This is a genomic window from Paenibacillus sp. TCA20, from assembly GCF_000732325.1.
Lineage (GTDB): Bacteria > Bacillota > Bacilli > Paenibacillales > Paenibacillaceae > Paenibacillus > Paenibacillus urinalis.
Window position 1 is genome coordinate 204128 of the sequence record NZ_BBIW01000001.1, and the last position, 24589, is coordinate 228716.

The 24589-nt window shown below is 46.1% G+C and carries 21 protein-coding genes; all 21 read right to left on the reverse strand.

What is annotated here, in order from left to right:
• Positions 1–47: 47 nt before the first annotated feature.
• The 21 genes from pnp to rpsB all read right to left on the reverse strand — a co-directional run bounded on the left by pnp (position 48) and on the right by rpsB (position 24542).
• Positions 48–2144, reverse strand: a complete 2097-nt coding sequence (gene pnp / locus TCA2_RS00900; RefSeq protein ID WP_047909673.1) for a polyribonucleotide nucleotidyltransferase — start codon at positions 2142–2144, stop codon at positions 48–50.
• 195 nt (positions 2145–2339) lie between these two features.
• Positions 2340–2609: a 30S ribosomal protein S15 gene (gene rpsO, locus TCA2_RS00905; RefSeq protein WP_047909674.1), complete on the reverse strand. Its 270-nt coding sequence runs from the start codon at positions 2607–2609 to the stop codon at positions 2340–2342.
• 153 nt (positions 2610–2762) lie between these two features.
• Complete coding sequence (locus TCA2_RS00910) at positions 2763–3716, reverse strand: bifunctional riboflavin kinase/FAD synthetase (protein WP_047909675.1); 954 nt, start codon at positions 3714–3716, stop codon at positions 2763–2765.
• 56 nt (positions 3717–3772) lie between these two features.
• Positions 3773–4696, reverse strand: a complete 924-nt coding sequence (gene truB, locus TCA2_RS00915; RefSeq protein ID WP_047909676.1) for a tRNA pseudouridine(55) synthase TruB — start codon at positions 4694–4696, stop codon at positions 3773–3775.
• On the reverse strand, positions 4693–5670 hold the full coding sequence (locus tag TCA2_RS00920; RefSeq protein WP_047909677.1) for a bifunctional oligoribonuclease/PAP phosphatase NrnA: 978 nt from the start codon (positions 5668–5670) through the stop codon (positions 4693–4695). The genes truB and TCA2_RS00920 overlap by 4 nt, the downstream gene beginning before the upstream one ends.
• Before the next feature lie 21 nt (positions 5671–5691).
• Entirely contained in the window at positions 5692–6045 is a 354-nt protein-coding gene (gene rbfA / locus TCA2_RS00925) for a 30S ribosome-binding factor RbfA (protein WP_047909678.1), read from the reverse strand.
• A gap of 30 nt (positions 6046–6075) precedes the next feature.
• Positions 6076–8727 carry a translation initiation factor IF-2 gene (infB, locus tag TCA2_RS00930; RefSeq protein WP_047909679.1) on the reverse strand — a complete coding sequence of 884 codons (2652 nt, stop codon included), beginning with the start codon at positions 8725–8727 and terminating at the stop codon, positions 6076–6078.
• Positions 8720–9043, reverse strand: coding sequence for a ribosomal L7Ae/L30e/S12e/Gadd45 family protein (locus TCA2_RS00935; RefSeq protein ID WP_152557580.1), 324 nt, complete (start codon positions 9041–9043; stop codon positions 8720–8722). The genes infB and TCA2_RS00935 overlap by 8 nt, the downstream gene beginning before the upstream one ends.
• Positions 9036–9344 carry an RNase P modulator RnpM gene (rnpM, locus tag TCA2_RS00940; RefSeq protein WP_047909681.1) on the reverse strand — a complete coding sequence of 103 codons (309 nt, stop codon included), beginning with the start codon at positions 9342–9344 and terminating at the stop codon, positions 9036–9038. The genes TCA2_RS00935 and rnpM overlap by 8 nt, the downstream gene beginning before the upstream one ends.
• Before the next feature lie 30 nt (positions 9345–9374).
• Positions 9375–10472, reverse strand: coding sequence for a transcription termination factor NusA (gene nusA / locus TCA2_RS00945; RefSeq protein ID WP_047909682.1), 1098 nt, complete (start codon positions 10470–10472; stop codon positions 9375–9377).
• A gap of 133 nt (positions 10473–10605) precedes the next feature.
• Positions 10606–11064, reverse strand: coding sequence for a ribosome maturation factor RimP (gene rimP / locus TCA2_RS00950; protein WP_047909683.1), 459 nt, complete (start codon positions 11062–11064; stop codon positions 10606–10608).
• Positions 11065–11266: 202 nt separating this feature from the next.
• Positions 11267–15583 carry a PolC-type DNA polymerase III gene (locus TCA2_RS00955; protein ID WP_152557582.1) on the reverse strand — a complete coding sequence of 1439 codons (4317 nt, stop codon included), beginning with the start codon at positions 15581–15583 and terminating at the stop codon, positions 11267–11269.
• 145 nt (positions 15584–15728) lie between these two features.
• The gene (proS, locus tag TCA2_RS00960; protein WP_047909684.1) at positions 15729–17177 is read right to left on the reverse strand and encodes a proline--tRNA ligase; all 1449 of its coding nucleotides are present in this window, start codon (positions 17175–17177) and stop codon (positions 15729–15731) included.
• 78 nt (positions 17178–17255) lie between these two features.
• Positions 17256–18527 (reverse strand): RIP metalloprotease RseP, encoded by a 1272-nt coding sequence (gene rseP, locus TCA2_RS00965; protein ID WP_047909685.1) that lies wholly within the window; start codon positions 18525–18527, stop codon positions 17256–17258.
• A 141-nt stretch (positions 18528–18668) separates the two neighbouring features.
• Positions 18669–19808 carry a 1-deoxy-D-xylulose-5-phosphate reductoisomerase gene (locus TCA2_RS00970; protein WP_047909686.1) on the reverse strand — a complete coding sequence of 380 codons (1140 nt, stop codon included), beginning with the start codon at positions 19806–19808 and terminating at the stop codon, positions 18669–18671.
• A gap of 56 nt (positions 19809–19864) precedes the next feature.
• A complete protein-coding gene (locus TCA2_RS00975) occupies positions 19865–20659 on the reverse strand; it encodes a phosphatidate cytidylyltransferase (protein ID WP_047909687.1) in 795 nt (264 codons plus the stop codon).
• Positions 20660–20675: 16 nt separating this feature from the next.
• A complete protein-coding gene (locus TCA2_RS00980) occupies positions 20676–21443 on the reverse strand; it encodes an isoprenyl transferase (RefSeq protein ID WP_047909688.1) in 768 nt (255 codons plus the stop codon).
• A gap of 93 nt (positions 21444–21536) precedes the next feature.
• Positions 21537–22091, reverse strand: a complete 555-nt coding sequence (gene frr, locus TCA2_RS00985) for a ribosome recycling factor (RefSeq protein WP_047909689.1) — start codon at positions 22089–22091, stop codon at positions 21537–21539.
• Positions 22091–22819 carry a UMP kinase gene (pyrH, locus tag TCA2_RS00990; protein ID WP_047909690.1) on the reverse strand — a complete coding sequence of 243 codons (729 nt, stop codon included), beginning with the start codon at positions 22817–22819 and terminating at the stop codon, positions 22091–22093. Before pyrH ends, frr begins: the two co-directional genes overlap by 1 nt.
• A 251-nt stretch (positions 22820–23070) precedes the next feature.
• Entirely contained in the window at positions 23071–23721 is a 651-nt protein-coding gene (gene tsf, locus TCA2_RS00995; protein ID WP_047909691.1) for a translation elongation factor Ts, read from the reverse strand.
• Between the two features lie 122 nt (positions 23722–23843).
• Complete coding sequence (gene rpsB / locus TCA2_RS01000; protein WP_047909692.1) at positions 23844–24542, reverse strand: 30S ribosomal protein S2; 699 nt, start codon at positions 24540–24542, stop codon at positions 23844–23846.
• Positions 24543–24589 lie beyond the last annotated feature (47 nt).

Genomic DNA, 24589 nt, shown 5'->3' on the forward strand with positions numbered 1-24589 from the left:
AAAGAGCCAGAATTCGAGTTCTGTCTCTCTTTAAGAGCAATAATATGTTAGGCTTTCGTTTCAGCTGTAAGTACTGCTTTGCGCGAAAGATTAATACGTCCTTGCTGATCGATCTCCGTTACTTTGACAGTGATAGAATCACCCACTGCAACGACGTCTTCCACCTTAGCAACACGCTCAGTAGATAGCTGGGAAATGTGAACGAGTCCCTCTTTGTTAGGGAGTACTTCAACAAATGCACCAAACTTCTCTACACGTTTGACTTTACCAACATAGATCTCGCCTACGACGACTTCACGAACAATTCCCTCAATAATGGCGCGGGCTTTATCGTTCATCTCTTGATCGGCAGAAGAAATAAAGACACGACCGTCTTGCTCGATGTCAATCTTAACACCGGTCTCTTCAATAATCTTGTTGATTACTTTACCGCCTGCACCGATCACATCACGGATCTTGTCCGGATTAATGTACATCGTCAGAATTTTAGGTGCATATTGAGACAGTGTCTCTCTAGGTGCTTGGATGGCCTCCATCATTTTACCCAGAATATGCATCCGTCCTTCTCTAGCTTGCGTAAGCGCGTCAGACAAAATGCTGCGGTCGATACCATCAATCTTAATATCCATCTGAATCGCAGTTACACCTTCAGCTGTACCTGCAACCTTAAAGTCCATATCACCCAGGTGATCTTCCATGCCTTGAATATCGGTAAGAATGGATACATGCTCCCCATCCTTGATCAGACCCATAGCTACACCAGCAACTGGTGCTTTGATCGGCACACCTGCATCCATCATAGCCAGCGTAGATGCACAAATACTTGCTTGGGAAGTCGAACCGTTAGATTCAATAACTTCGGATACAAGACGGATCGTGTATGGGAATTCCGATTCTGGCGGAATCACTTTGGAGAGAGCTCGCTCACCAAGTGCACCATGACCAATCTCACGACGACCTGGAGGACGAAGCGGTCTTGCTTCTCCTACGCTGAACGGAGGGAAGTTGTAATGGTGCATAAAGCGTTTAGTCTCTTCCGGATCAATACCATCCAGAATTTGAACATCTCCAAGCGCTCCAAGCGTACACACACTAAGTGCTTGAGTCTGCCCACGAGTAAACAGTCCAGATCCATGTGTACGAGGCAAGAGACTTGTATCGCAGTCGATCGGACGGATCTCAGCCAGTGCTCGTCCATCTGGGCGAACCTTGTCATGCGTAATCAGACGACGAACTTCTTCCTTAACGATGTCGTGAAGAATTTCTTTCACGTCTTTCAGCAGCTCCGGAGTTTCTATGTACTTCTCTTCAAAGAAAGCAACCGTTTCATCGTTAATGGCATCAATCGCATCCTGTCTTGCATGCTTCTCTTCGATACGAACTGCTTCAACCAGACGGCTTGCAGCGTAGTCGCGTACTTCTTTATTTACCGTTTCATCAACAGAATGCAGTTTAACCTGCATTTTTTCTTTGCCCGCCATCGCAGCAAGCTGCTCAATGACAGCAACAATATTTTTGATCTCTTCATGACCGAACATGATCGCTTCGAGCATAACCTCTTCAGGCACTTCGTTCGCTTCAGCTTCAACCATCATAATAGCATCCTTCGTACCGGATACGACTACATAGATGTCACTGGCTTCCTGCTGCTGAATGTCAGGGTTGATGACGAACTCGCCGTTCACACGACCTACAGCAACGCCTCCAATTGGACCGTTAAACGGAACATCGGAAATACTAAGCGCGGCAGAAGTACCGATCATCGCTGTAATTTCAGGTTCACAATCCTGATCCACACTCATGACGAGATTCAGAACTTGAACATCATTACGGAACCCTTCCGGAAATAGCGGACGAATTGGACGGTCCGTCAGACGGCTTGCAAGAATTGCTTTCTCGCTAGGTCTGCCTTCTCTCTTAATAAATCCACCCGGAATTTTACCTACAGCATACAATCTCTCTTCATAGTTGACTGTCAGTGGGAAAAAATCCAAATCCTTCGGTTCACTAGAAGCAGTCACAGTACATAAAATGACAGTGTCACCATAGCGTGCAGTCACAGCAGCGTTTGCCTGCTTAGCAAGTCTTCCAGTTTCTAAGACGAGCTTGCGGCCGCCAAGCATCATTTCAACACGTTGTTCCATGAAATCCCTCCTTATCTTCTCCATTAATATCGTTATATCCAGTATTACCTGCTTAAAGCTAATTCATAAACAACGCATCAGACTATCTAATATGAATAAAAAAGAAGCCCAATCTACAAAACAACCCGGCTGCGAGCCCGTACTCTTCATAGAGGACGGGGACAACCAGGCTGTCGTTGTTAGGATATACGATGATTAACGGCGCAATCCAAGCTTCTCGATCAAAGCGCTGTAACGTTTAACGTCTTTTTTCTTCACGTAAGCAAGAAGCTTACGGCGTTGACCTACCATTTTCAAAAGCCCGCGACGGGAATGGTGGTCTTTCTTGTGCGTACGCAAGTGATCAGTCAAGTTCTTGATGTTTTCCGAAAGGATAGCAACTTGCACCTCTGGAGATCCAGTATCGGACTCGTGAGTTTTGTGCTCTTCGATCAATTGTTGTTTACGTTCTTGAGTTAATGCCATCCTGTTCACCTCCTTCAGTATAATCGCCTTTAGCCTCGTTGCGGCCGGTGAGAGCCCTTCAACCAAAGCTAAGGTTATGTTGTTTAATTAACAACGTCTTTCAGTATAACATACTTGCCTATTTCATGTAAATCTAAACTTCCTAATCTGTTACTAGTTTTGAGAATCACCGGTCAGAAGCTGACTTGCCGTCACTGAATCCTGCTTGATCTGGGCGATGAGCGCATCGATTGAAGAAAATTTCTGCTCTGTTCTAAGGAAATGGATAAGCTCCACCTTCAGCTCTTCCCCGTACAAGTCGCCGCTGAAATCGAGCAAATGTACTTCAAAGGATGGCTTGGTACGGTTGTCATGAAACGTGGGCTTAACCCCAATATTCATCACTCCGGGATGTCTCCTGTTGTCATGTGTCACCCACACGGCGTATACCCCTTTTAGAGGGACCACATAATTCTCGGAAGGCTCGACATTGGCTGTCGGGAAGCCAATCGTACGACCGCGCTTCTCTCCATCCATGACAATTCCCGTAAAAGAGTAAGGTCTGCCCAGCATTCGAGTAACTTCGTTGATGTCGCCTTCATGAAGAGCTTTTCGAATAAACGAGCTGCTGATCTTCTCACCATCCAGCCTGAGCGGCGGAACCGTAATCACATTCATAGATGGCGCACCTAGTTCTCTTAGTGAATTCTCATCACCTGCGCCCTTGTGGCCAAATCGAAAATCAAAGCCGACAACGGCGGTTTGGACACCAAGCTTGATTAGAAATTGATTCACGAATTGTTCAGGAGACAGATTCGACAACGACTCGTTGAACTCCAGAACGTACATGACATCGACGTCCATCTCTTCTAGAATAGCCTCTTTCTCTTTCAGCGGGGTTAGATATCCTTGGTAGTCCCCTTTCCGCATGACTTCTTTCGGATGAGGATGGAATGTCAGCACAGCAGACTGTATTCCCTGCTCCCGGGACAGATTCACTGCGGTTTGTATGACACTGGCATGACCGTGATGGAGTCCGTCAAATTGTCCAATCGCAAGCACCTGCGGCTTCGACAGTTCATCCAGTATACCTTCTGCCAGCGGGAAAGATAGCATCTTTCTTATCACAATTATTCACCTGCAATTCCCACGATTTTACGATAAGCCTATATTAAGATTAAGTATTAAGAAGGCTCTGGCAAAAACACTTTGACAGGTGTAATTATACCCGATTCTGCTGTCCAATCAAAAATCCCTAAAAATTGTTCATTGGCAGAATATAGCCTTAACAATCCTTCTTCATTAATTTTCTGATTCAAGAGTGTATCAGAAAGCTTTTTTCCCTGAAACACGGATTTTTCATAACCTTCTTCCAAGCGGTAAGCAGGCATGTTCCATATGGATTGGTCGGTTGGAATGAGATAACTGGACAGAGTCCCCTCATTAACACATTGCTCTATCTCCTCAATCTTAAGACAACGACCCACAGGAATTCCCGCCGACATCGTTCTTGTAAGCTCCACCATCGTGGAAGGATAACCCAATGTCTTGCCAATATCCACACATAGCGTACGTATATAAGTACCTTTGGAGCACAGCACACGAAATGATATTTCGGGGTAGCCGTCTTTAATCGTAAGTCCTGTCAGCTCCAGCTCATGGATGGTTACCTCACGGCTCTTGCGCTCAACCGTCTTTCCTTGACGAGCCAGCTCATACAGCCTCTTTCCATCCACCTTAACCGCTGAATACATGGGAGGAACCTGAGAAATCTTCCCTCTAAATTGCTCCAGGACTTGTTTAACTTCTTCTGGAGTAACCTCGACCAGATCCACTTGTTCAATGATCTCCCCGGTAATATCTTCGGTATCTGTTGCAATGCCCAATCGAAGCGTGGCCTCATATTCCTTCGGAAGCTCCTGTAAATATTCAACCACTCTTGTCGCTCTACCGAGACACAATGGAAGCACCCCTGTGACCTGAGGGTCAAGTGTACCTGTATGTCCGATCCTCTTCATCTTCAGAATGCCCCGCATCTTCGCTACGACATCATGGGATGTAAAGCCTGCTGGCTTGTATACCGGAAGCACACCTTCATATCCGTTCATAATTGTGATTTCACCCGTTCTACAACTTCATTCACTGTGTCCTGCCATGGACCTTCCACTCTAGCTCCTGCTGCTCGAACATGTCCGCCGCCCCCAAAGCCTTGGGCGAGAGCCGCTACGTCCACCTTACCCGCTGATCTGAAGCTGACTTTAGCGACCTCATCACTAATAACTTTAAAAAGAATACCAACCTCGACCCCTTGAATATTCCGCGGGTAGTTAACGATTCCTTCGAGATCATCATTTTGAGCACCGCATTCTGTCATGTCTTCCGGAGTAACAACGACCCAGGCAATTTGCCCATCTTCAGAAATAGATAATGTATTAAGAGCTCTTGTCAGTACTTTTAGCTGTGGCAATGTAATCTCTTCAAGAAGTCGTTCAGCCAGCTCAGGACCATTGACACCAAGCGCAAGCAGATCAGAGGCGATCTTCATCACCTTCGGACTTGTGCTTGAATATCGAAACCCTCCGGTGTCAGTCAATAGACCCGTGTATGCAGCTGTAGCTGCTTCCTTATCCCAAGCCACACCACAAGCTTCAACAAGATCATATAAAATTTCTGCAGTTGCTGCTGCATCGTCCTTAATGATGTTCACTTTGCCATAACCGTTGTTCGTCGGATGATGATCAATATTCAAAATATTGGCCTCATCTGCAAACCAGTGCGTTACTTTGCCTACACGCTCATAATCCGCACAATCCACGCAGATAACCTGTTGAAACTGCTTCGGAGGGGATTGCAATGACGCATTAAGTATTTGGTCCGCATTCCACAGATACTGCATGCGCTGTGGTATTGGTCCTTCGTTGATCATCGTGAATTTCTTCCCCAGACATGAGAGAAGCCAGCCCACCATTACGGTGGAGCTGACTGCATCTCCGTCCGGCTGTACATGCGACACGATCAGGTAATCATCATGCAAGAGAAGAAATTCTTTTCCTTGCTCAAGCGCCTGTTCATAAGTCTGCATTGCCGTCTCCTCTATTCATTTTCATTTAGAATCCGGTTTATCGATCTCGGTAAGCAGCTTCTCAATGCGGCTTCCGTAAGCAATGGATTCATCAATCTTGAATATTAACTCGGGAACATGACGAAGTCTAACCCGTTTGCCCAATTCACTGCGAAGAAAACCACTCGCTTTGTCCAGAGCCTTCAGGGAATTTTGCTTCTGTTCCTCTTCACCGAGAACACTCAAATATACTTTGGCTTGGGACAGGTCATTCGTCACTTCGACACCCGTAATGGTCACAAAACCGATACGTGGATCTTTCAGCTCGGATTGAATCAGCAAGCTAAGTTCCTTCTTTACCTGCTCATTAACACGTCCTGTTCTAATTTTAGCCATAGGTGTTCACCTCTCTAGCAAAGGACATTATTATTTACGTTCTACCGTTTCCATTACGAACGCTTCAATAATGTCGCCCTCTTTAATATCGTTGAAATTCTCAATGGTAATACCGCACTCATAACCTTGCGCCACTTCTTTAGCATCATCCTTGAAACGTTTCAGTGTATCTAGTTTGCCCTCAAAGACAACAATTCCATCCCGAATGACGCGAGTTTGAGCTGAACGGGAGATTTTACCGGAAGTAACCATACATCCTGCAATAGTTCCCACTTTACTAATCTTAAAGATGTTACGTACTTCGGCATGACCGATGACGCTCTCTTTAAATTCAGGATCCAGCATACCCTTCATAGCCTGCTCGATCTCTTCAATAATGTTATAAATAACGTTGTACAAACGCACATCGACTTTTTCAGCGTCGGCTGTGGATTTTGCTTGAACGTCAGGACGAACATTAAATCCGATAACAATGGCATTGGATGCAGCTGCCAGAATGATATCCGACTCGGTGATTGCACCAGCGCCACTGTGAATAATCTTCACGCGTACACCTTCAACTTCAATCTTCGCCAGAGACCCCTTAAGCGCCTCAACCGAACCTTGAACGTCTCCCTTGATAATCACGTTAAGATCTTTGATCTCTCCGTCCTTAATATGCTTGAACAAGTCGTCCAGTGTTACACGTGTTTGTGTTCCTAGATCGGATTCACGCTGTGTAATTGCACGCTTGTCAGCAATGGAGCGAGCCTTGCGCTCATCTTCAAATACCATAAACGGATCACCCGCAAGAGGTACTTCCTGCAGACCTGTAATTTCAACCGGAGTTGACGGGCCTGCTTCTTTGAGCTTACGGCCTTTATCGTTGACCATCGCACGAACACGTCCGAAGCAGTTACCTGCTACAAACGCATCTCCGACTTTGAGCGTACCGTGTTGAACTAGAAGGCGCATAACAGGTCCGCGACCTTTATCAAGCTCAGCCTCGATTACCGTACCACGTGCACGTTTGTTCGGGTTCGCTTTGTACTCATTCACTTCTGCTACGAGCAGAATCATTTCGAGTAAGTCTTCAATACCCATCTTTTGCTTCGCCGAAACGTTAACAAAGATCGTATCTCCGCCCCACTCTTCTGGAACGAGCTCATAGTTAGTAAGTTCTTGCTTAACACGATCCGGATCTGCACCCGGCTTATCGATCTTGTTGACCGCAACGATAATCGGCAGATTTGCTGCCTTCGCATGGTTGATTGCTTCTACGGTCTGAGGCATAACACCGTCATCCGCTGCAACTACAATGATCGTCATATCCGTAACTTCTGCACCACGAGCACGCATTGCTGTAAACGCTTCGTGACCCGGAGTATCGAGGAAGGTAATCTTCTTATTGTTAATTTCAACTTGGTATGCACCGATGTGCTGTGTGATACCGCCTGCCTCACCAGCAGTGACACTTGTGGAACGGATCGTATCCAGAAGTGTTGTTTTACCATGGTCAACGTGACCCATAATTGTAACAACTGGAGGACGAGCTTTCAGATCAGCCGGATCATCGTTTTCTTCAACTGTTTCGAAGCGATCATCTTCAACCGGGATCTTCACTTCAACTTCAACACCGAACTCGCCGGCAAGAAGCAGAATCGTGTCGATATCCAGTTCTTGGTTGATTGTTGCCATAACACCCATCGAGATGAGTTTCTTGATGACTTCAGATGCATCCTTATGAAGCAGTTTTGCCGATTCACCTACTGTCATGTTACCGCGTACGATAATTTTCTTCGGTGTGTTATCAATCTTCTCACGTGGAGGCTGATTGGATTGGTTTCTTCCACGGTTGTTCTTTCCGCCGCGGTTGTTGCCACGGTAGTTGCCTCTTCCGTTACCATCTTCAAATCGACGTCCGCCGCCACCGCCACCGCGGTTACTATTATTGTTGCTGTTGTTACGGTTCTGTCCACCGCGGTTGTTGCCGCCCGCTGAGCTGTTATTGCTTCTGCCTTGGCTGCTGCCTTGGCCACTGCCTTGCTGGGAAGAAGGACGGTTTGCATTTCCGCCTTGAGAAGGACGGCCTGCGTTTCCACCTTGTGAAGGACGGCTTGTGTTTCCGCCTTGTGAAGGACGGTTTGCGTTTCCGCCTTGTGAAGGACGGTTTGCGTTTCCACCTTGTGAAGGACGGGTTCCTTGACCTCCAGCTTGGCCTACACTGCCGTTTGATCTGCGGTTATCTTGACCGCTTTGCCGTTGGGATCCACTGTTACTGTTTTGATTTGGTCTATTATTCATACCTACCTGCTTTTCCTGTTGTTTTTTTGGTCTTGAGTTACTGCTCTCAGAAGCATTCCGTGTATTGTTAGACTCGTTGTTTTTCACATCGTTTTGCAAATTCTGTGTGGCACCTCCTTGGAAAGACGGATTAGGACGCTCGGTCGCTCCTTGATCTTCACGAACCGCCGATGTCGCCACCGTCTGAGCGGATGAGCTCTGCTCACGTTTCACTGCAGCTCCCGCTTTTATATTGTTAAAAAATTGTTCTACCTTCGCAACGGAGCCATTCTCCATTACACTCATATGATTGTTAACGGGAATATCCAGCTTCTTAAGAATGGTAATGATTTCTTTGCTGCTCATGTTGAGTGATTTTGCATATTCATAAACTCGCAGTTTGCTATCTTGTTTACTCAATATACTCCACCTCCGACATTGTCAAGGCCTGCTTCGCGATCATTTTGACAAATCCCGGATCCGTTACAGCGAGTACAACACGTTCTGGTTTACCCATGGCGCTGCCAAGTGTTTCTCGATCGAAGCCGATAAGAAGAGGAACGTTGTACGATTTGCACTTGTCACGGAATTTTTTGAGTGTATTAGCTGATGCATCGGCCGCAACAATAACCATTTTCGCTTCGGAAGACCGGATAGCCTTTAGCACAATTTCATCGCCAGAAACTAATTTGCCTGCTCGTGTCGCAAGACCTACATAGGACAGCGCCTTATTCATATTCAGCCCTATCCCTTGCGGCCAAAAATTCATCTTCGGCCTTAATAAAGTCTTGTGCAAGCTGCTCATAGATCTCAGACTTCACTTGCGACTTGAGCGCCCGATCGAGTGATCTGTTCTTCTGAGCAAGACGGAAGCAAGCTTCCTTACCGCAAAGATAAGCACCACGGCCAGATTTCTTGCCCGTAAGGTCAATCAGCACTTCATCTTCCGGTGTTTTAACAACCCTGATTAACTGTTTCTTCGGCATCATTTCTTGACAAGCCACGCATTTGCGAAGCGGTACTTTGCGTTGTTTCATTCTCTAGACCCCCAATCACTTCAGTACAGCTTAATCGACGGTGATGGAATCCTGATGCATTTCACCAGAAGAGTCTTTTTCTCTGCCAAATTCCTGCTCTGCCTGGCTCTCGCTCTTAATATCAATCTTCCAGCCCGTAAGCTTGGCAGCAAGACGCGCATTCTGACCTTTGATACCAATGGCTAGAGACAGCTGATAGTCCGGAACAATCACTCGAGCCATCTTCTCATTCTCGAACACCTGAACTTCCAGAACCTTAGATGGGCTCAGTGCGTTAGCAACATATTCCTCAACCGATTCCGAGAATTTCACGATATCAATCTTCTCTCCGCGCAGCTCGTTAACGATGGTCTGAACACGAGTTCCTCTCGGACCTACGCAGGAGCCCACCGGATCGACCTCTTCATTACGAGAATGAACGGCGATCTTCGAACGGAAGCCTGCTTCGCGTGCAACGGAACGGATCTCAACTACACCATCGAAGATTTCAGGCACTTCAAGTTCAAACAGACGCTTAAGAAGACCAGGGTGTGTGCGTGAGAGCACAATTTGCGGGCCTTTTGTCGTGTTCTCAACCTTAGTAATATAGGCCTTAATCCGATCCCCGTGAACAAATTTCTCGTTCGGCATCAGCTCAGTAAGAGGAAGAACCGCCTCTACCTTGCCGAGGTCGATATAAATGCTGCGCAAATCCTGGCGCTGCACGACACCTGTAACAATGTCCTCTTCTTTGTCAACAAAAGCATTATAGATAAGCCCGCGTTCCGCTTCACGAATACGTTGTGTTACCACCTGCTTAGCCGTTTGAGCTGCAATACGACCGAAATCTCTTGGAGTCACTTCGATCTCTGCTACATCCTCAAGCTGAAAATGCGGGTTAATCTCTCTAGCGGCAGGCAAAGAAATTTCAGTCCGCGGATCGAGCACCTCTTCTACAACCATCTTACGAGCATATACACGGATAACACCGGAATTCCGGTTCATGTCAACACGAACATTTTGCGCAGTATTAAAATTACGCTTGTAGCTCGAAATTAGCGCAGCTTCAATCGCTTCGAACAAAATGTCCTTGCTAATCCCCTTATCCCTTTCCAGTTCATTCATCGCTTCAATAAAATCCATACTCATGAATGTAAATCCCCCTTTCAAACATGTCATCCATAGCGTAAAACGGCGAAGTTCTCTTTATACAGAAACATAAAAGAGAACCTTGCCGTTGCACGCGGGACGAATCTGATCATATCGTGTGTAAACTTAACACTTATAAAACAATGGCCAAACGTGCACTCGCCACTTTTGAATAAGGAACGGCATGCTCTTTTTTACCGGAGGCAATAACCAATTCTTCGTTCTCAAAAGATAACAATTCGCCTTCAAATTCCTTCAGACCGCCTATCGGCTCATATGTAGTGACGTACACATTCTTTCCTACCGCCTTGGCCACGTCGGCAGACTTCTTCAGGGGGCGTTCAGCACCGGGAGAAGAGACTTCTAGAAAATATGCATCAGGGATCGGATCCTTCTTATCCAGCTCAGCGCTTAAAAATTCACTGATCAATCCGCAATCATCCAGATCGATACCACCCTCTTTATCCACGTAAACACGCAGGAAGTAGTTGCTTCCTTCTTTCACGTATTCTACATCTACGAGCTCAAATTCATGCTCATCCAGAAAAGGCTTAATCATTTCTTCCACGGTAGTTTTAATCTTTGTGCTCAAATAAGGTAACCTCCAAGTCAGGTTCGTTCCGGTAAACCGGCAAATTAAAGTGTATACCAAAGAGTAAAGAGTGGGTTTCCCCACTCTTTAAGCAACGGTTTTATCCTCATGATTACCATAAAAATTATAACATAGTCAGACATTAGTGACAAGTATAGTCACTTGACTCGCTGTCTCGCCTGCGAGCAGTCCATTCTACTCACTAAAAGAGTGACAACTGATTGCTCTCAGGCAAACCGCGGAAACACCCCATCTGTGTGAGCAGCTCCACCGCCGTCTTACTCGCCTTCGATTTCTGCTGGAAATCTTCAATAGACAGGAACTCTCCGTATTCACGTGCTGCTGCAATATTGCGTGCCGCATTGTCACCAATCCCTGCAAGCGCAGAGAAAGGAGGAATCAAGGAATCCCCATCAATCGTAAAGCGTGTCGCATCGGATCGATACAGATCAATCATTTTGAAGCTGAATCCCCGTGCTGTCATCTCCAGCGCCATCTCCAGCACGGACAGCATCGATTTCTCCTTGGTCGAAGCCTGGAACCCAAGCTGCTCGATCTCAACAATCTTCCGAGATATGGCTTCATAGCCCTGACATGCGAGCTCAATATCAAAATCCTCAGCACGTACTGAGAAATAGGTTGCGTAATATTCGATCGGATAATACAGCTTATAGTATGCTGTACGAACTGCCGATATAACGTAAGCTGAAGCATGGGCTTTCGGGAACATGTACTGAATTTTCAGACAGGAATCAATGTACCACTGCGGAACCTTACAGTTCTTCATTTCATCAATCCATTCCTGGCTGAGGCCTTTACCTTTACGTACACTCTCGGTAATTTTGAAGGCTAGTGCAGCATCCATGCCATGCTTATATATTAAGAACAGCATAATATCATCCCGGCAGCCAATTACGGTCTTAATGTTGCAGGTCCCGTTCTTGATCAGCTCCTGTGCATTCCCCAGCCATACGCCTGTTCCGTGGGACAACCCTGAAATTTGCAGAAGGTCAGCAAAGGTGCTCGGCTGGGATTCCTGCAGCATCTGTCTAACAAATTTGGTCCCCATCTCCGGCACGCCGTAGGTGGCGACTGGAGTACGAATCTGTTCCGGAGTCACACCAAGCGCATCCGTAGAGTTGAACATGCTCATGACCTTAGGATCGTTCATTGGGATAGTGGTTGGATCAACCCCCGTCAGATCCTGAAGCATCCGCATCATCGTCGGGTCATCATGACCCAGTATATCCAGCTTGAGCAAGTTATCCTCGAAGGCGTGATAGTCGAAGTGCGTTGTTTTCCATTCTGCACTCGTGTCATCTGCCGGATACTGCACAGGTGTCACATCTTCCACTTCGATATAGTCTGGGACAACGACAATTCCGCCTGGATGCTGTCCGGTGCTCCGCTTCACACCCGTACAGCCGGATGCAAGCCGGTTCAGCTCCGCGCCTCTCCAGGATTTATGATGGGCTTCCTCATATTTCTTCGCAAATCCGAACGCCGTCTTCTCGGCTACTGTACCGATGGTGCCTGCACGGTATACACTCTTCTCACCGAACATGACCTTTGTAAAATGGTGAGCCTTCGGCTGATATTCCCCGGAGAAGTTAAGGTCAATATCGGGAACCTTGTCTCCCTTAAAGCCCAGGAACGTTTCAAATGGAATATCCTGACCTTCGCCTTTATATGGGGTACCGCATTCAGGACAATCCTTCGACGGCAAATCAAATCCACTCTTCACACTACCGTCAAGGAACCATTCGCTATGCCTGCATTCCGGGTTAACACAAATATAATGCGGCGGCAGCGGATTAACCTCGGATATACCAAGGAAGGTGGCTACGACGGAAGAACCTACGGACCCCCGTGAGCCTACGAGATATCCATCCTCGTTCGATTTCTTAACCAGCTTCTCTGAAATGAGATAGTTGGCAGAGAATCCAAATTTGATAATAGGCTCCAGCTCTTTTTCCAGTCGTTTGACGACAACGTCTGGAACTTCCTCACCATAAATGGATTTGGCGGTTTCGTAGCATTTGCTGCGAATCTCTTCTTCAGCCCCCTCAATGATTGGAGTGAAGAGCTCTTTGGGGAAGAGCTGTATCTCTTCAAAGCGGTCCGCGAGCTCACTCGTATTTGTGACGACCACTTCATAAGCTTTGTCTTTACCAAGAAATTCGAATTCCTCCAGCATTTCGTCCGTTGTACGGAAGTGAGCATCGGGCTTGCGCATATCCTTGAGCGGACTAAACCCGGTTATGCCGTGAATCGTAATATCTCTATAAATTTTGTCTCTCGGATCAAGGTAGTGCACATTTCCTGTAGCGACGACCGGTTTACCCAGCTTTTCCCCAATCTCCACGACTTTACGAATCGCAATTTTGATCTCATCCGGTGTTGCTACTAGCCCCTTGTCTACAAGATGCATATACATCGTAACCGGCTGAATCTCTAAAATGTCATAGAACTGGGCTACTTCCTCCGCTTCTTCAACGGATTTATTCAGTACTGCTTCAAAAAACTCACCCTTCTCACAGCCGGACATGATCAGCAGTCCATCTCGATGGGCCACCAGCTTCGACTTCGGAATCGTCGCAACCCGCTTAAAATGCTCCGTATGGGACAGACTAACCAGCTTGTACAGATTCTTCTTGCCTGTACCATTGAGTGCATATATTCCACTGTGGAACGGCCTAGCATTCGACAAGTCCATTCCAACATAATCATTCAGCCGATCCAGCATGGTGATCCCCTTCAGCTGGGCAGCATCATTTAGCAGCCCTGTCAGAATGCCGGCAAGTGCAATTGTATCGTCAATCGCCCGGTGATGATTCTCAAGCGAAACCTTATATTTATCCGCGAGTGTATTCAAGCGGTGATTTTTCATCGTTGGGTGCAGCAATCTTGCGAGCTCCAGTGTATCCAGTACAGGATTCTCCAGCGGCTCCATTCCGATTGTTTTGAGATTGGCTTGAATAAAGCCGATGTCAAATCTCGCGTTGTGCGCCACTAATATACTATCTCCCACAAACTTGACGAAGTCATGCAATACGGGCTCAAGCTCTGGCGCATCCTTGACCATCTCATCATTAATGTTGGTAAGCTGCTGAATGTTATATGGAATTCGCTCATGAGGATTCACAAAGGTCGCAAATCGGTCGACTTCCTTGTCATCCTGCATTTTTACCGCTGCAATTTCTATGATCTTGTTCTGTGTTACCGATAAGCCTGTTGTCTCTATATCAAATACAATATATTCGGCTGTCTTCAGCTCCAAAGGCTGTGGCTTCATAACGACCTCGACTGCATCGTTAACGATATTGGCTTCGAGTCCGTATATCATTTTGACGCCGTGCTTCTTGGCTGCCTTAGCTGCCTCCGGATATACCTGAACGCCTCCGTGATCGGTCACAGCAATCGCTTTGTGTCCCCATTTGGCTGCTGTTTTGACATACGTATCGATTGAAGTCACCGCATCCATCGTACTCATCTTCGTATGAAGGTGAAATTCGACTCGCTTCTCTGCTGCATTATCCTTACGTGTCGGTGGTGCCTGCACCTCAACTAGATCTGACGGAATCATGGCGAGCTCAGGAACTTGCATAAACCGGTCGTATTCAACTCGACCGCGCACCTTCACCCATTTGCCATTCGCCAGCAGATTCATAATTTTGACATCTTCTTTGGACTTCGCAAACACTTTCATCTGCATCGAATCCGTAAAGTCGGTCAGATAGAACATGTAGAGTGTATTACCGTTGCGGAGTTCCTTTTTGTCCAGACCGAATACGGTTCCTTGAAGCGTAATCTTCTTCTCTTCATCCTGCACTTCCTGGATAGGGACAGCAGGCTCCTTGATCTCATAGCCCATTTGCAGCCTAACGTCGCCCTCTTCTTCCTCTATAGGGGCCATCTCGGCTTCAATCATGCTCATCATGTTCTCAATGACAACACGTTCTTCTTCCCGTTTCTTCTGTTCAAACTTCTCCAGCTCTTCCCGGTTACTCTCGCCGACCACCATCTTCACCTTAAGCGGGAGCTTGAAGTAACGATCATAATACGTGGTTATTGCCTGATCAATCTGCTTCTTCCGAGCCAGCTCCAGCGCCATGCCATCACTCATCGTCAGCGTAAGCAGACCCGACTCGACATCTTGAGTCGCCCGATTCATCCAGCCATTAACAGATGGAATCTGCTGGTGGACCCATTCCAGGAACAGATTCCAATACTCTGCCACAATATCTGCTTCGGATACAGCAGAATTGTAGTTGAAAGTAAATGAAATCTTGGCAATATGACTCATTTTATCTCGAATATGCAGACAGAATGCTTTAAAGACAGGAGCGGGAACCAGTGTATCCTTTGTAATGGTAATATGCCATTCACGATTCATGCGGCTGATTTCCACCTGGTCGATAAACCCGTCAATAAAATGAGGCTCCACGATGCCCGCCGGCAAATCAACCTGTTTCATCAACAGCTCAAACCGTTTTCTTTTCTCATCCGTTCCGTTCAATCTTTCTCCCCCCGTTTCAAACCATAGAACATGAAAAGCTCCTGCACGCAAAAATGGGAACCGATCCGCTAAAAGGCACCGTCTCATTTCGGACAGAAGCTTGTCATTCTCTTACACATGTATCCTCAAAATATACTCAAATAAATTAATATGCTCTAGCAAATACTACCGTATGTTCGGCCTTCTGTCCACATACCAGACAGGTATGTTTTTCCTCAGCAGGTTCAAACGGAATATTACGGCTCGTCGCCCCTGTCACTTCTTTGACCTTGTCTTCACAAGCGTCAGAACCACACCAGCCGGCAAGTGAGAAGCCGCGTTTTTCTTCCATCAGTTCCTTCATCTCGTCAATCGTGTTAACGGAGTAGAAGTTGTCCTTCATGAAGTTCTGGGCACGCTCGAACATTTCGTTCTGCACTTGCTCCAGCATAGCCTTGATCTCTTCTACCAAATCTGCCTGCTGGACAACCTTCTTCTCACCGGAGATTCTGGATACAAGCACACATACTCCATTCTCCATGTCACGAGGACCGATCTCCAGGCGTACAGGTACACCGCGCATTTCGTATTCATTAAATTTCCAGCCAGGACGTACATCACTGCGATCGTCCATTTTCACACGAATACCGGCCTTCTTCAATTCAGCATACAGCTCATCAGCCCGGCCAACGACTTGATCTCGAGTCTTCGGAGGTCCAATTGGAATCATAATCACTTGTGTAGGCGCAACCTTAGGTGGCAGTGCCAGTCCACGATCATCACCATGCACCATAATCATCGCTCCGATGAGACGCGTGCTTGTCCCCCATGAAGTCGTATGTGCATACTCCAGCGTATTTTCACGATTCAAATACTGTATTTCAAAAGCCTTGGCGAAATTTGTGCCCATGTAGTGAGAGGTTCCCGCTTGAACCGCACGTCCGTCCTTCATCATGGCCTCAATGGAGAAGGTGTCCACTGCACCGGCAAATTTCTCGGATTTGGTCTTTTGCCCCTTGATGACCGGAATTGCGAGTACGTTCTCCACAACCTCACGGTACACCTCTAGCATTTGCATCGTTTCCTGACGAGCTTCCTCTTCCGTTTCATGAGCAGTATGGCCTTCTTGCCATAAGAACTCGCTTGTGCGCAAGAAAGGCATCGTACGTTTCTCCCAGCGTACCACGTTGGCCCACTGATTGATCATCACTGGCAGATCACGATAGGATTGAATCCATTTGGAATACATATGTCCAAAGATCGTCTCCGAGGTAGGACGAATAGCAAGTCTCTCTTCGAGCTTCTCTCCACCCGCTTCTGTAACCCATGGCAGCTCAGGATTGAAGCCCTCAACGTGCTCCTTCTCCTTCTGGAAGAAGCTCTCCGGGATAAACATTGGGAAGTATGCATTACGATGGCCTGTTTCTTTGAAACGTCTATCCATCTCTTCCTGAATATGTTCCCAGATTTCATAGCCATCCGGTTTGAAAACGATACATCCCCGAACGGGAGAGTAATCCATCAGATCTGCTTTCTTAATGGTGTCTATATACCAGCGAGAGAAATCCTCTGACTGGGGTGTAATTTCCGTAACAAACTGTTTATCGTTCGACATAAGACTCGTTTCCGTCCTCCCATAGTTCACACATCATCCATTGATCCATACAGCTCATGGATGATATGCGAGTAACAATTATCCATTAATCAATCTTAAAATATCGTTATAGGTTACCGCGATCATGAGCAAGAACAGCATCGCGAACCCAATGAAGTGCACCATGCCTTCTCGATTCGGATCAATCGGTTTGCCGCGAAGCCCTTCAATCCCCAAGAAGATAAGTCGGCTTCCATCCAAGGCTGGAATCGGCAACAGATTAAATATCCCTAAATACAGGCTAAGGATTGCAGTCCATTGTGTCAACTGTAAAATGCCCTGCTTCGCAATTTGACCCGTCACTTCAAAGGTACGAACCGGTCCGCCCAGATCATCAATGTTGAACTGAGCAATCAGCATCCGGAAGCCTTCAAATATACTCTTTGTTGTTGTGACCATATTATTTCCTGCCACCGCAAAGGATTCGAAGAATCCGACATCCTCAGTAGGTATTTCAGAGGTGATTCCGACCTTTCCACCTTCCTGACCTTCCATTGCTCTCGGGGTAATGCTCAGATCGAATACTTCGTCTCCCCTCCGCACTGTCCAATCCATAGGTTTGTCCATCGATTCAGCAATCATCGTCACCATTTTGTTGTAATCTCCACCAATAGCCTCACCATTAATGGTTTCAATGATATCCCCTTTACGAAGGTCGGCTTCTGCAGCAGGCATCCCCTCAGTAACATTACCAATCTTCACATAAGTTGGATTCTCAACCGGAGTGCCGGCGATCATGGCATGGATCGCAAACAGGACAAAGGCCAGCAAGAAGTTCATAAACGGTCCGGCAAAAATGGCCAACGCTCTTTGACCGACCGTCTTGCTGTTAAACTGGCGATCCTTAGGAGCAATCTGTGTCTCCTGTCCTCTTGCAATGAGCATCGCCTGTGGATGGACAGGGAATTGCTGCTTCTCTCCATCAACATCCATCTCAATCATAAGTCTGCGCTCCAGATCGATGGAGAGGATCTCTCCGCGCACCACATTTTTACGGTTATCCAGCTGATCCAGATAGATCGATTTCACCAGCCCGTCCGCTGACTTAATCGCAATCGTCTGACCAGGCTGAATCTCAATGAGCTCCGGATCTTCCCCTGCCATCCGTGCATATCCTCCAAACGGAAGCAAACGCAGGGTGAACACCGTCTCCTGATGCTTATAAGAAAACAGCTTTGGACCAAAACCGATGGCAAATTCTCTGACAAGAATTCCCGCACGCTTGGCAAAATAGTAATGGCCCCATTCATGCACCGTCACAATGACGAAAAACATGAGTACTGTTAGTACTACAATCTGCAAGGTTTCCAAGTTACTTCCATCCTCCTTTTACTTAAGAAGAGCTAGTCATGTCCTACTTACATTATCATTATTCAGATAGAGGATACAAGAGAATCAAATCTTTTATGCAGCATCTCCTTATAGAATCAAGTAAGCAGGATGAAACCTTATTTACATTTGTCCCGCCAGCTTCCTGACATATCGATCCACTCTGTCAATTTCAGAAAGGTCAGGATTCAGCACATTGCTGTGAGTTTCAATGACTCGCTCAATAATCTCCTCAATTTTGAGGAAGGAAATTTCACCTGTTAGGAACCGCGCGACAGCGACTTCATTAGCCGCATTAAATGCCGTTGTTGCTGTACCACCCATTTTGCCGCATTCAAAAGCTAGCCGGAGACAAGGGAACCGTTCCATATCCATCTCTTTAAAATGCAGGGATCCAATCTCTGCGAGCGACAAGGATGTTGCAGGTGAAGGCAGCCTGTTCGGATAAGTTAATGCATATTGAATCGGCACCCGCATATCAGGATTCCCCATCTGCGCAATCATGCTCGTATCCTGAAACTCGATAAAGGAATGAATAATACTCTCTGGATGCAGCAAGACATTGATCTGCTCATAAGGCAGACCGAACAGCCATCTGGCCTCAATGACTTCAAGTCCTTTGTTCACCATTGTAGCCGAATCAATCGTAATCTTGGATCCCATCGACCAGTTTGGATGCTTGAGTGCATCCTCTACCGTCACATGCTGCAGCTGATCCCGGGTTAAATGTCTGAAAGATCCGCCGGAGGCCGTCAGTGTTATATTCTTCACTTCACGAATCTCTTCGCCGTTCAGACATTGGAATATGGCTGAATGTTCACTGTCCACGGGTATAATCTGCACATCGTTGTCCTTGGCTAGTGATGTAACCAGATGACCTGCAGTTACAAGAGTTTCCTTGTTCGCAAGTCCAATTTGCTTCCGTTCCTTAATCGCCGCAAGAGTAGATTTGAGGCCTACACTACCCATGACCGCTGTAATTACGATCTCGGCGTCCGTACCGGCAGCCACTTCTATTAATCCTTCTTCACCGAAGTATACTTCGGTGCCCGCAGGAACATTAGATTTGACCCTATCCACATCTTCCTTACGGCTTACAGAGACTTTCTTAGGGTGATACATGTTCGCCTGCTCGATCAGCAGCTCCACATTTGATCCGGCAGACAAGCCTTCTACTTGAAATTTATCCGGATGCATTGAAATGACATCCAATGTCTGAGTTCCAATAGAGCCTGTGGAACCAAGAACTGATATTTTCTTCATATGGTACACCTCATGTCATTACTTTGATCGCACAATTGTGTCTATACATTCACCTGCTAGTAAGGTATCAGTGCGAGCATATGTACAAACGGAAACACAAATATCCAGCTGTCACAGCGATCAAGTATACCGCCATGTCCAGGCAGCAGACTGCCCGAATCCTTAATTCCATACACACGTTTGTATGCAGACTGTACCAAATCACCCATTTGTCCAATGATTGCAGAGGACAGTCCGATCAGCACTGCATTTCCAACACCGACAATTCCATCGGATAACAGCGCAAAGCCTATTGAAATGATAACTGCAATGACAATGCCGCCGACAGCCCCTTCGATCGTTTTGTTCGGACTGATCACAGGCCAGAGCTTATGCTTACCGATCGTTTTACCGACAAAATAGGCCCCGGCATCACTGCCCCATATACTGACTAGAATCATAAAGGTCCAGAACAAACCATCCTGTAACTGACGAGTTGTTGCAATATAATAAAAACCGATCCCAACATATACGACACCAATAAACATCAGTGCCGCTGTTTGAACGGTCAGTTTGTTCTTGGTTGTTACTGTAGCAGTGAGGAACAGCAGCATTAAGAGCCATATGATCTGAATATGCGACAATGATATATCTAAGCTTGCGAGTACTGATGGAAATACGAGTATCAGAACACTTATATAGCCTATAAATGCAGTTCCCCCAAATGGTGAGACCCCGATCATACGAATAAATTCATATAAACCGATCAGAGACATCAAGAGGATTAGAAGGTTATACCAAGTTCCTCCCAATATGGCAAATCCCAGAAAAAAAACTCCGGCAACAATTCCCGTTATGACTCGCTGTTTCAACTTGGTCCATCCTCCATTACTTCAAACCGCCATATCTTCTCGTTCTTTGCTGATATTCAGCTACAGCCTCGTACAAATGCTGCTTCTCGAATTCAGGCCAATAAATATCAGTAAACCACATCTCACTATAAGCAAGCTGCCACAACATGAAGTTACTTAAACGAAGCTCACCGCTCGTACGTATAAGCAGATCAGGATCAGGCAAGCTGCTTGTTAACAAATGTTCCCCGATGAGCTCAGACGTAATCTCACTTGCTTGAAGTTCCCCGGCTTCAATTTTAAGACCAAGTAATCTTACTGCCTCCGTGATCTCCTTACGGCTGCCATAATTCAGAGCAAAATTCAATACCATCCCGGTATTGTGTTTTGTCTTTTCAATCGCCTCTTTGACCGCCTTAATGGTATGTTCCGGAAGCTGCTCTTCATGCCCCATCATTTTAACGCGCACATTTTTTTCAATGAGCTCATCCAATTCCTGTGACAAGAAATCAACAGGCAGTCTCATCAAAAAATCAACTTCGTCTCTTGGCCTGGTCCAATTTTCGGTGGAAAAGGCATACATGGTCAAATATTCCACACCTAAATCATTTGCAGCTATCGTAGCACGTTTAACAGCCTTCATGCCACTCTGATGACCCATAATACGGGGCAAGCCCTGCCGTTTAGCCCATCTTCCGTTACCATCCATAATAATCGCAACATGCTTCGGGATGTTATCCTTGGACAGCTGTGGCAGCTCTTTCTTGTCATCACCGTTCAACCATGACCGAAAGCGTTTCATCATTCGACTTCCTCCAAAATTCCCATGAAGTTTCTTTTCACTCTTGTGAAAAGAGCAAACCCCACCGAAGGCGGAGGGGCCGTATGCTATGCTTAATTAAACTTCCATAATTTCTTTTTCTTTTGCAGCAAGAACTTTATCTACTTCGGCAACAAACTTGTCTGTTGCTTTTTGAATATCTTCTTGATGTCTGCGGGACTCATCTTCCGAAATTTCGGATTTTTCGAGCTTCTTAATATCATCGTTCGCATCGCGGCGAATATTACGGATTGCAACCTTGGCTTCTTCGCCGAATTTCTTCGTGAATTTCACCAATTCTGTTCTGCGCTCTTCCGTAAGCGGAGGAATCGACAAACGAATCATTGCTCCGTCATTCGCAGGAGTCAGTCCCAGATCAGACTTCATAATCGCACGCTCGATATCAGCGAGAGAGGATTTGTCCCAAGGCTGAATCATCAGCGTACGGGAATCCGGTGTGTTAATATTTGCAAGCTGGTTCAGAGGCGTAGGTGCACCATAATATTCAACTTGAATACGATCAAGCAGAGCAGGTGTTGCACGACCTGCACGAAGTGTTGAAAGATCACGTTTCAGTGCTAGAATCGCTTTGTCCATACGCTCTTCAGCATTCTTTTTAATTGATTGTGGCATTAGTCTACACTCCCTTTAACGATGGTTCCAATTTTTTCGCCAAGCAGAACACGTTTGATATTACCTTGTTCCGTAATCGCGAATACAATGAGTGGAATGTTGTTATCCATACACAGTGAGGAAGCAGTGGAGTCCATAACTCCCAGGTTCTTGTTCAATACATCGAGATATGTTAATTGCTCATATTTCACAGCTGTGCTGTCTTTAAATGGATCAGCAGAATAAACTCCATCCACTTTATTTTTGGCCATCAGGATTACTTCAGCTTCAATCTCTGCTGCACGAAGTGCTGCTGTCGTATCTGTGGAGAAAAATGGGTTACCTGTTCCTGCCGCAAAAATGACGACGCGTCCTTTTTCGAGATGACGAATCGCTCTGCGGCGAATATAAGGCTCTGCAATTTGCTGCATTGCAATTGAAGTTTGCACACGAGTCGGCACTTCAATCTGTTCAAGCGCATCCTGCAGCGCCAAGGAGTTCATCACTGTCGCGAGCATACCCATGTAATCTGCAGTAGCTCGGTCGATGCCGTTCTCACTGCCCGCGATGCCGCGCCAGATGTTACCTCCACCGCATACAATGGCAACTTCTACACCCAATTCCACAACTTCTTTGACCTGCTTAGCAATAGATGAGATCGTTTCTGCATCGATGCCGTATCCATTTTGTCCTGCCAGCGATTCACCGCTGACCTTAAGTACTACCCTTTTAAATACAGGCTGTTTCAAATGTTCACCCTCCACTTCAAAATGACGCTTCCCCACGTCAAATAAGCACTTGTAAACCTCATATTAGTTAAAAAGAAAGGAACACGGATTGTGTTCCACTCTTAGTTAAAGAAAACTTTCTGAGCCGAATCTCGGACTATCCAGTTCTTCTTCCAATATAAAGGTGTCTTGTAAAATCTCATGAAGCTAATCTAATTATATCTTCAGAAGACATGGGCAAGTCCGATTTCTGTTCATACATGTTTCAATAATTAGTTTTTCACTTGTGCCATAACTTCTTCTACGAAGTTATCTTGTTTTTTCTCAAGACCTTCACCCAGTTCGTAACGAACAAAGCGACGGATGGAAATATTCTCACCAATTGTGCTGATTTTTTCGTTCAGCAATTGTTGGATAGTTACATCAGGGTTCTTAACGAAAGATTGCTCAAGCAAGCAGTATTCTTCGTAGTATTTACCGATGCGGCCTTCAACCATTTTTTCAACGATTTTTTCTGGTTTTCCTTCATTAAGAGCTTGAGCTTTCAAAATTTCTTTTTCTTTCTCAATCTCTTCTTGAGGAACTTCCTCGCGAGTTACATAAAGCGGGTTCGAAGCAGCAATGTGCATAGCAATGTCGCGTGCAAACTCTTTGAATTGGTCAGTCATTGCTACGAAGTCAGTTTCGCAGTTAACTTCAACCAATACGCCGATCCGTCCGCCAGCGTGGATGTAAGATTGAACCACACCTTCAGTTGCTACACGGCCAGCTTTGTTTGCTGCTGCAGCCAGACCTTTTTCACGAAGAATTTCAGTTGCTTTTGTTACATCATTGTTCGCTTCTTCCAGTGCTTTTTTGCAATCCAGCATACCAGCGCCAGTTTTTTCGCGAAGCTCTTTAACCAATTTCGCATCTACTGCCATTTGATTTCCCTCCAGAGGATAATTTTGCGTATGACCCTAAAAAAAGGGCAGTGAAAGGTTATCCACCTACCAACCACCCTTTTCATTTAATTCATATACATGAGACCCTTACAAAGCCATGCTTAAGCGGATGTTTCTTCGCCTTGATGAGCTTCGATAACAGCATCAGCCATTTTACCAGTAAGCAATTTAACCGCGCGAATCGCGTCATCGTTACCAGGAATGACATAATCGATTTCGTCCGGATCGCAGTTTGTATCAACGATACCTACGATTGGGATACCCAATTTGCGAGCTTCCGCAACTGCGATACGCTCTTTACGTGGGTCGATTACGAACAGGGCGCTTGGAAGACCCTTCATGTTCTTGATACCGCCGAGGAATTTCTCGAGACGGTCTTTCTCTTTACGGAGAATGATAACTTCTTTTTTAGGCAGCACTTGGAAAGTGCCGTCCTCTTCCCAAGCTTCCAACTGCTTCAAACGATCGATACGTTTTTGAATAGTTTGGAAGTTAGTCAGAGTACCGCCGAGCCAACGTTGGTTAATAAAGAACTGACCAGCGCGCTCTGCTTCTTCTTTTACGGAATCTTGAGCTTGTTTCTTAGTACCTACGAACAGAATTGTTCCATTCTCTCCTGCGATACTCTTAACAAAGTTGTAAGCTTCCTCAACCTTTTTCACTGTCTTTTGCAAGTCAATGATGTAAATACCGTTTCTTTCAGTGAAGATATAACGATCCATCTTTGGATTCCAACGGCGAGTTTGGTGACCGAAGTGAACCCCAGCTTCGAGAAGCTGTTTCATGGAGATAACTGCCATCTCCACACACCTCCTAATTATTGGTTTTTGTGTCCTCCGCCGGCATC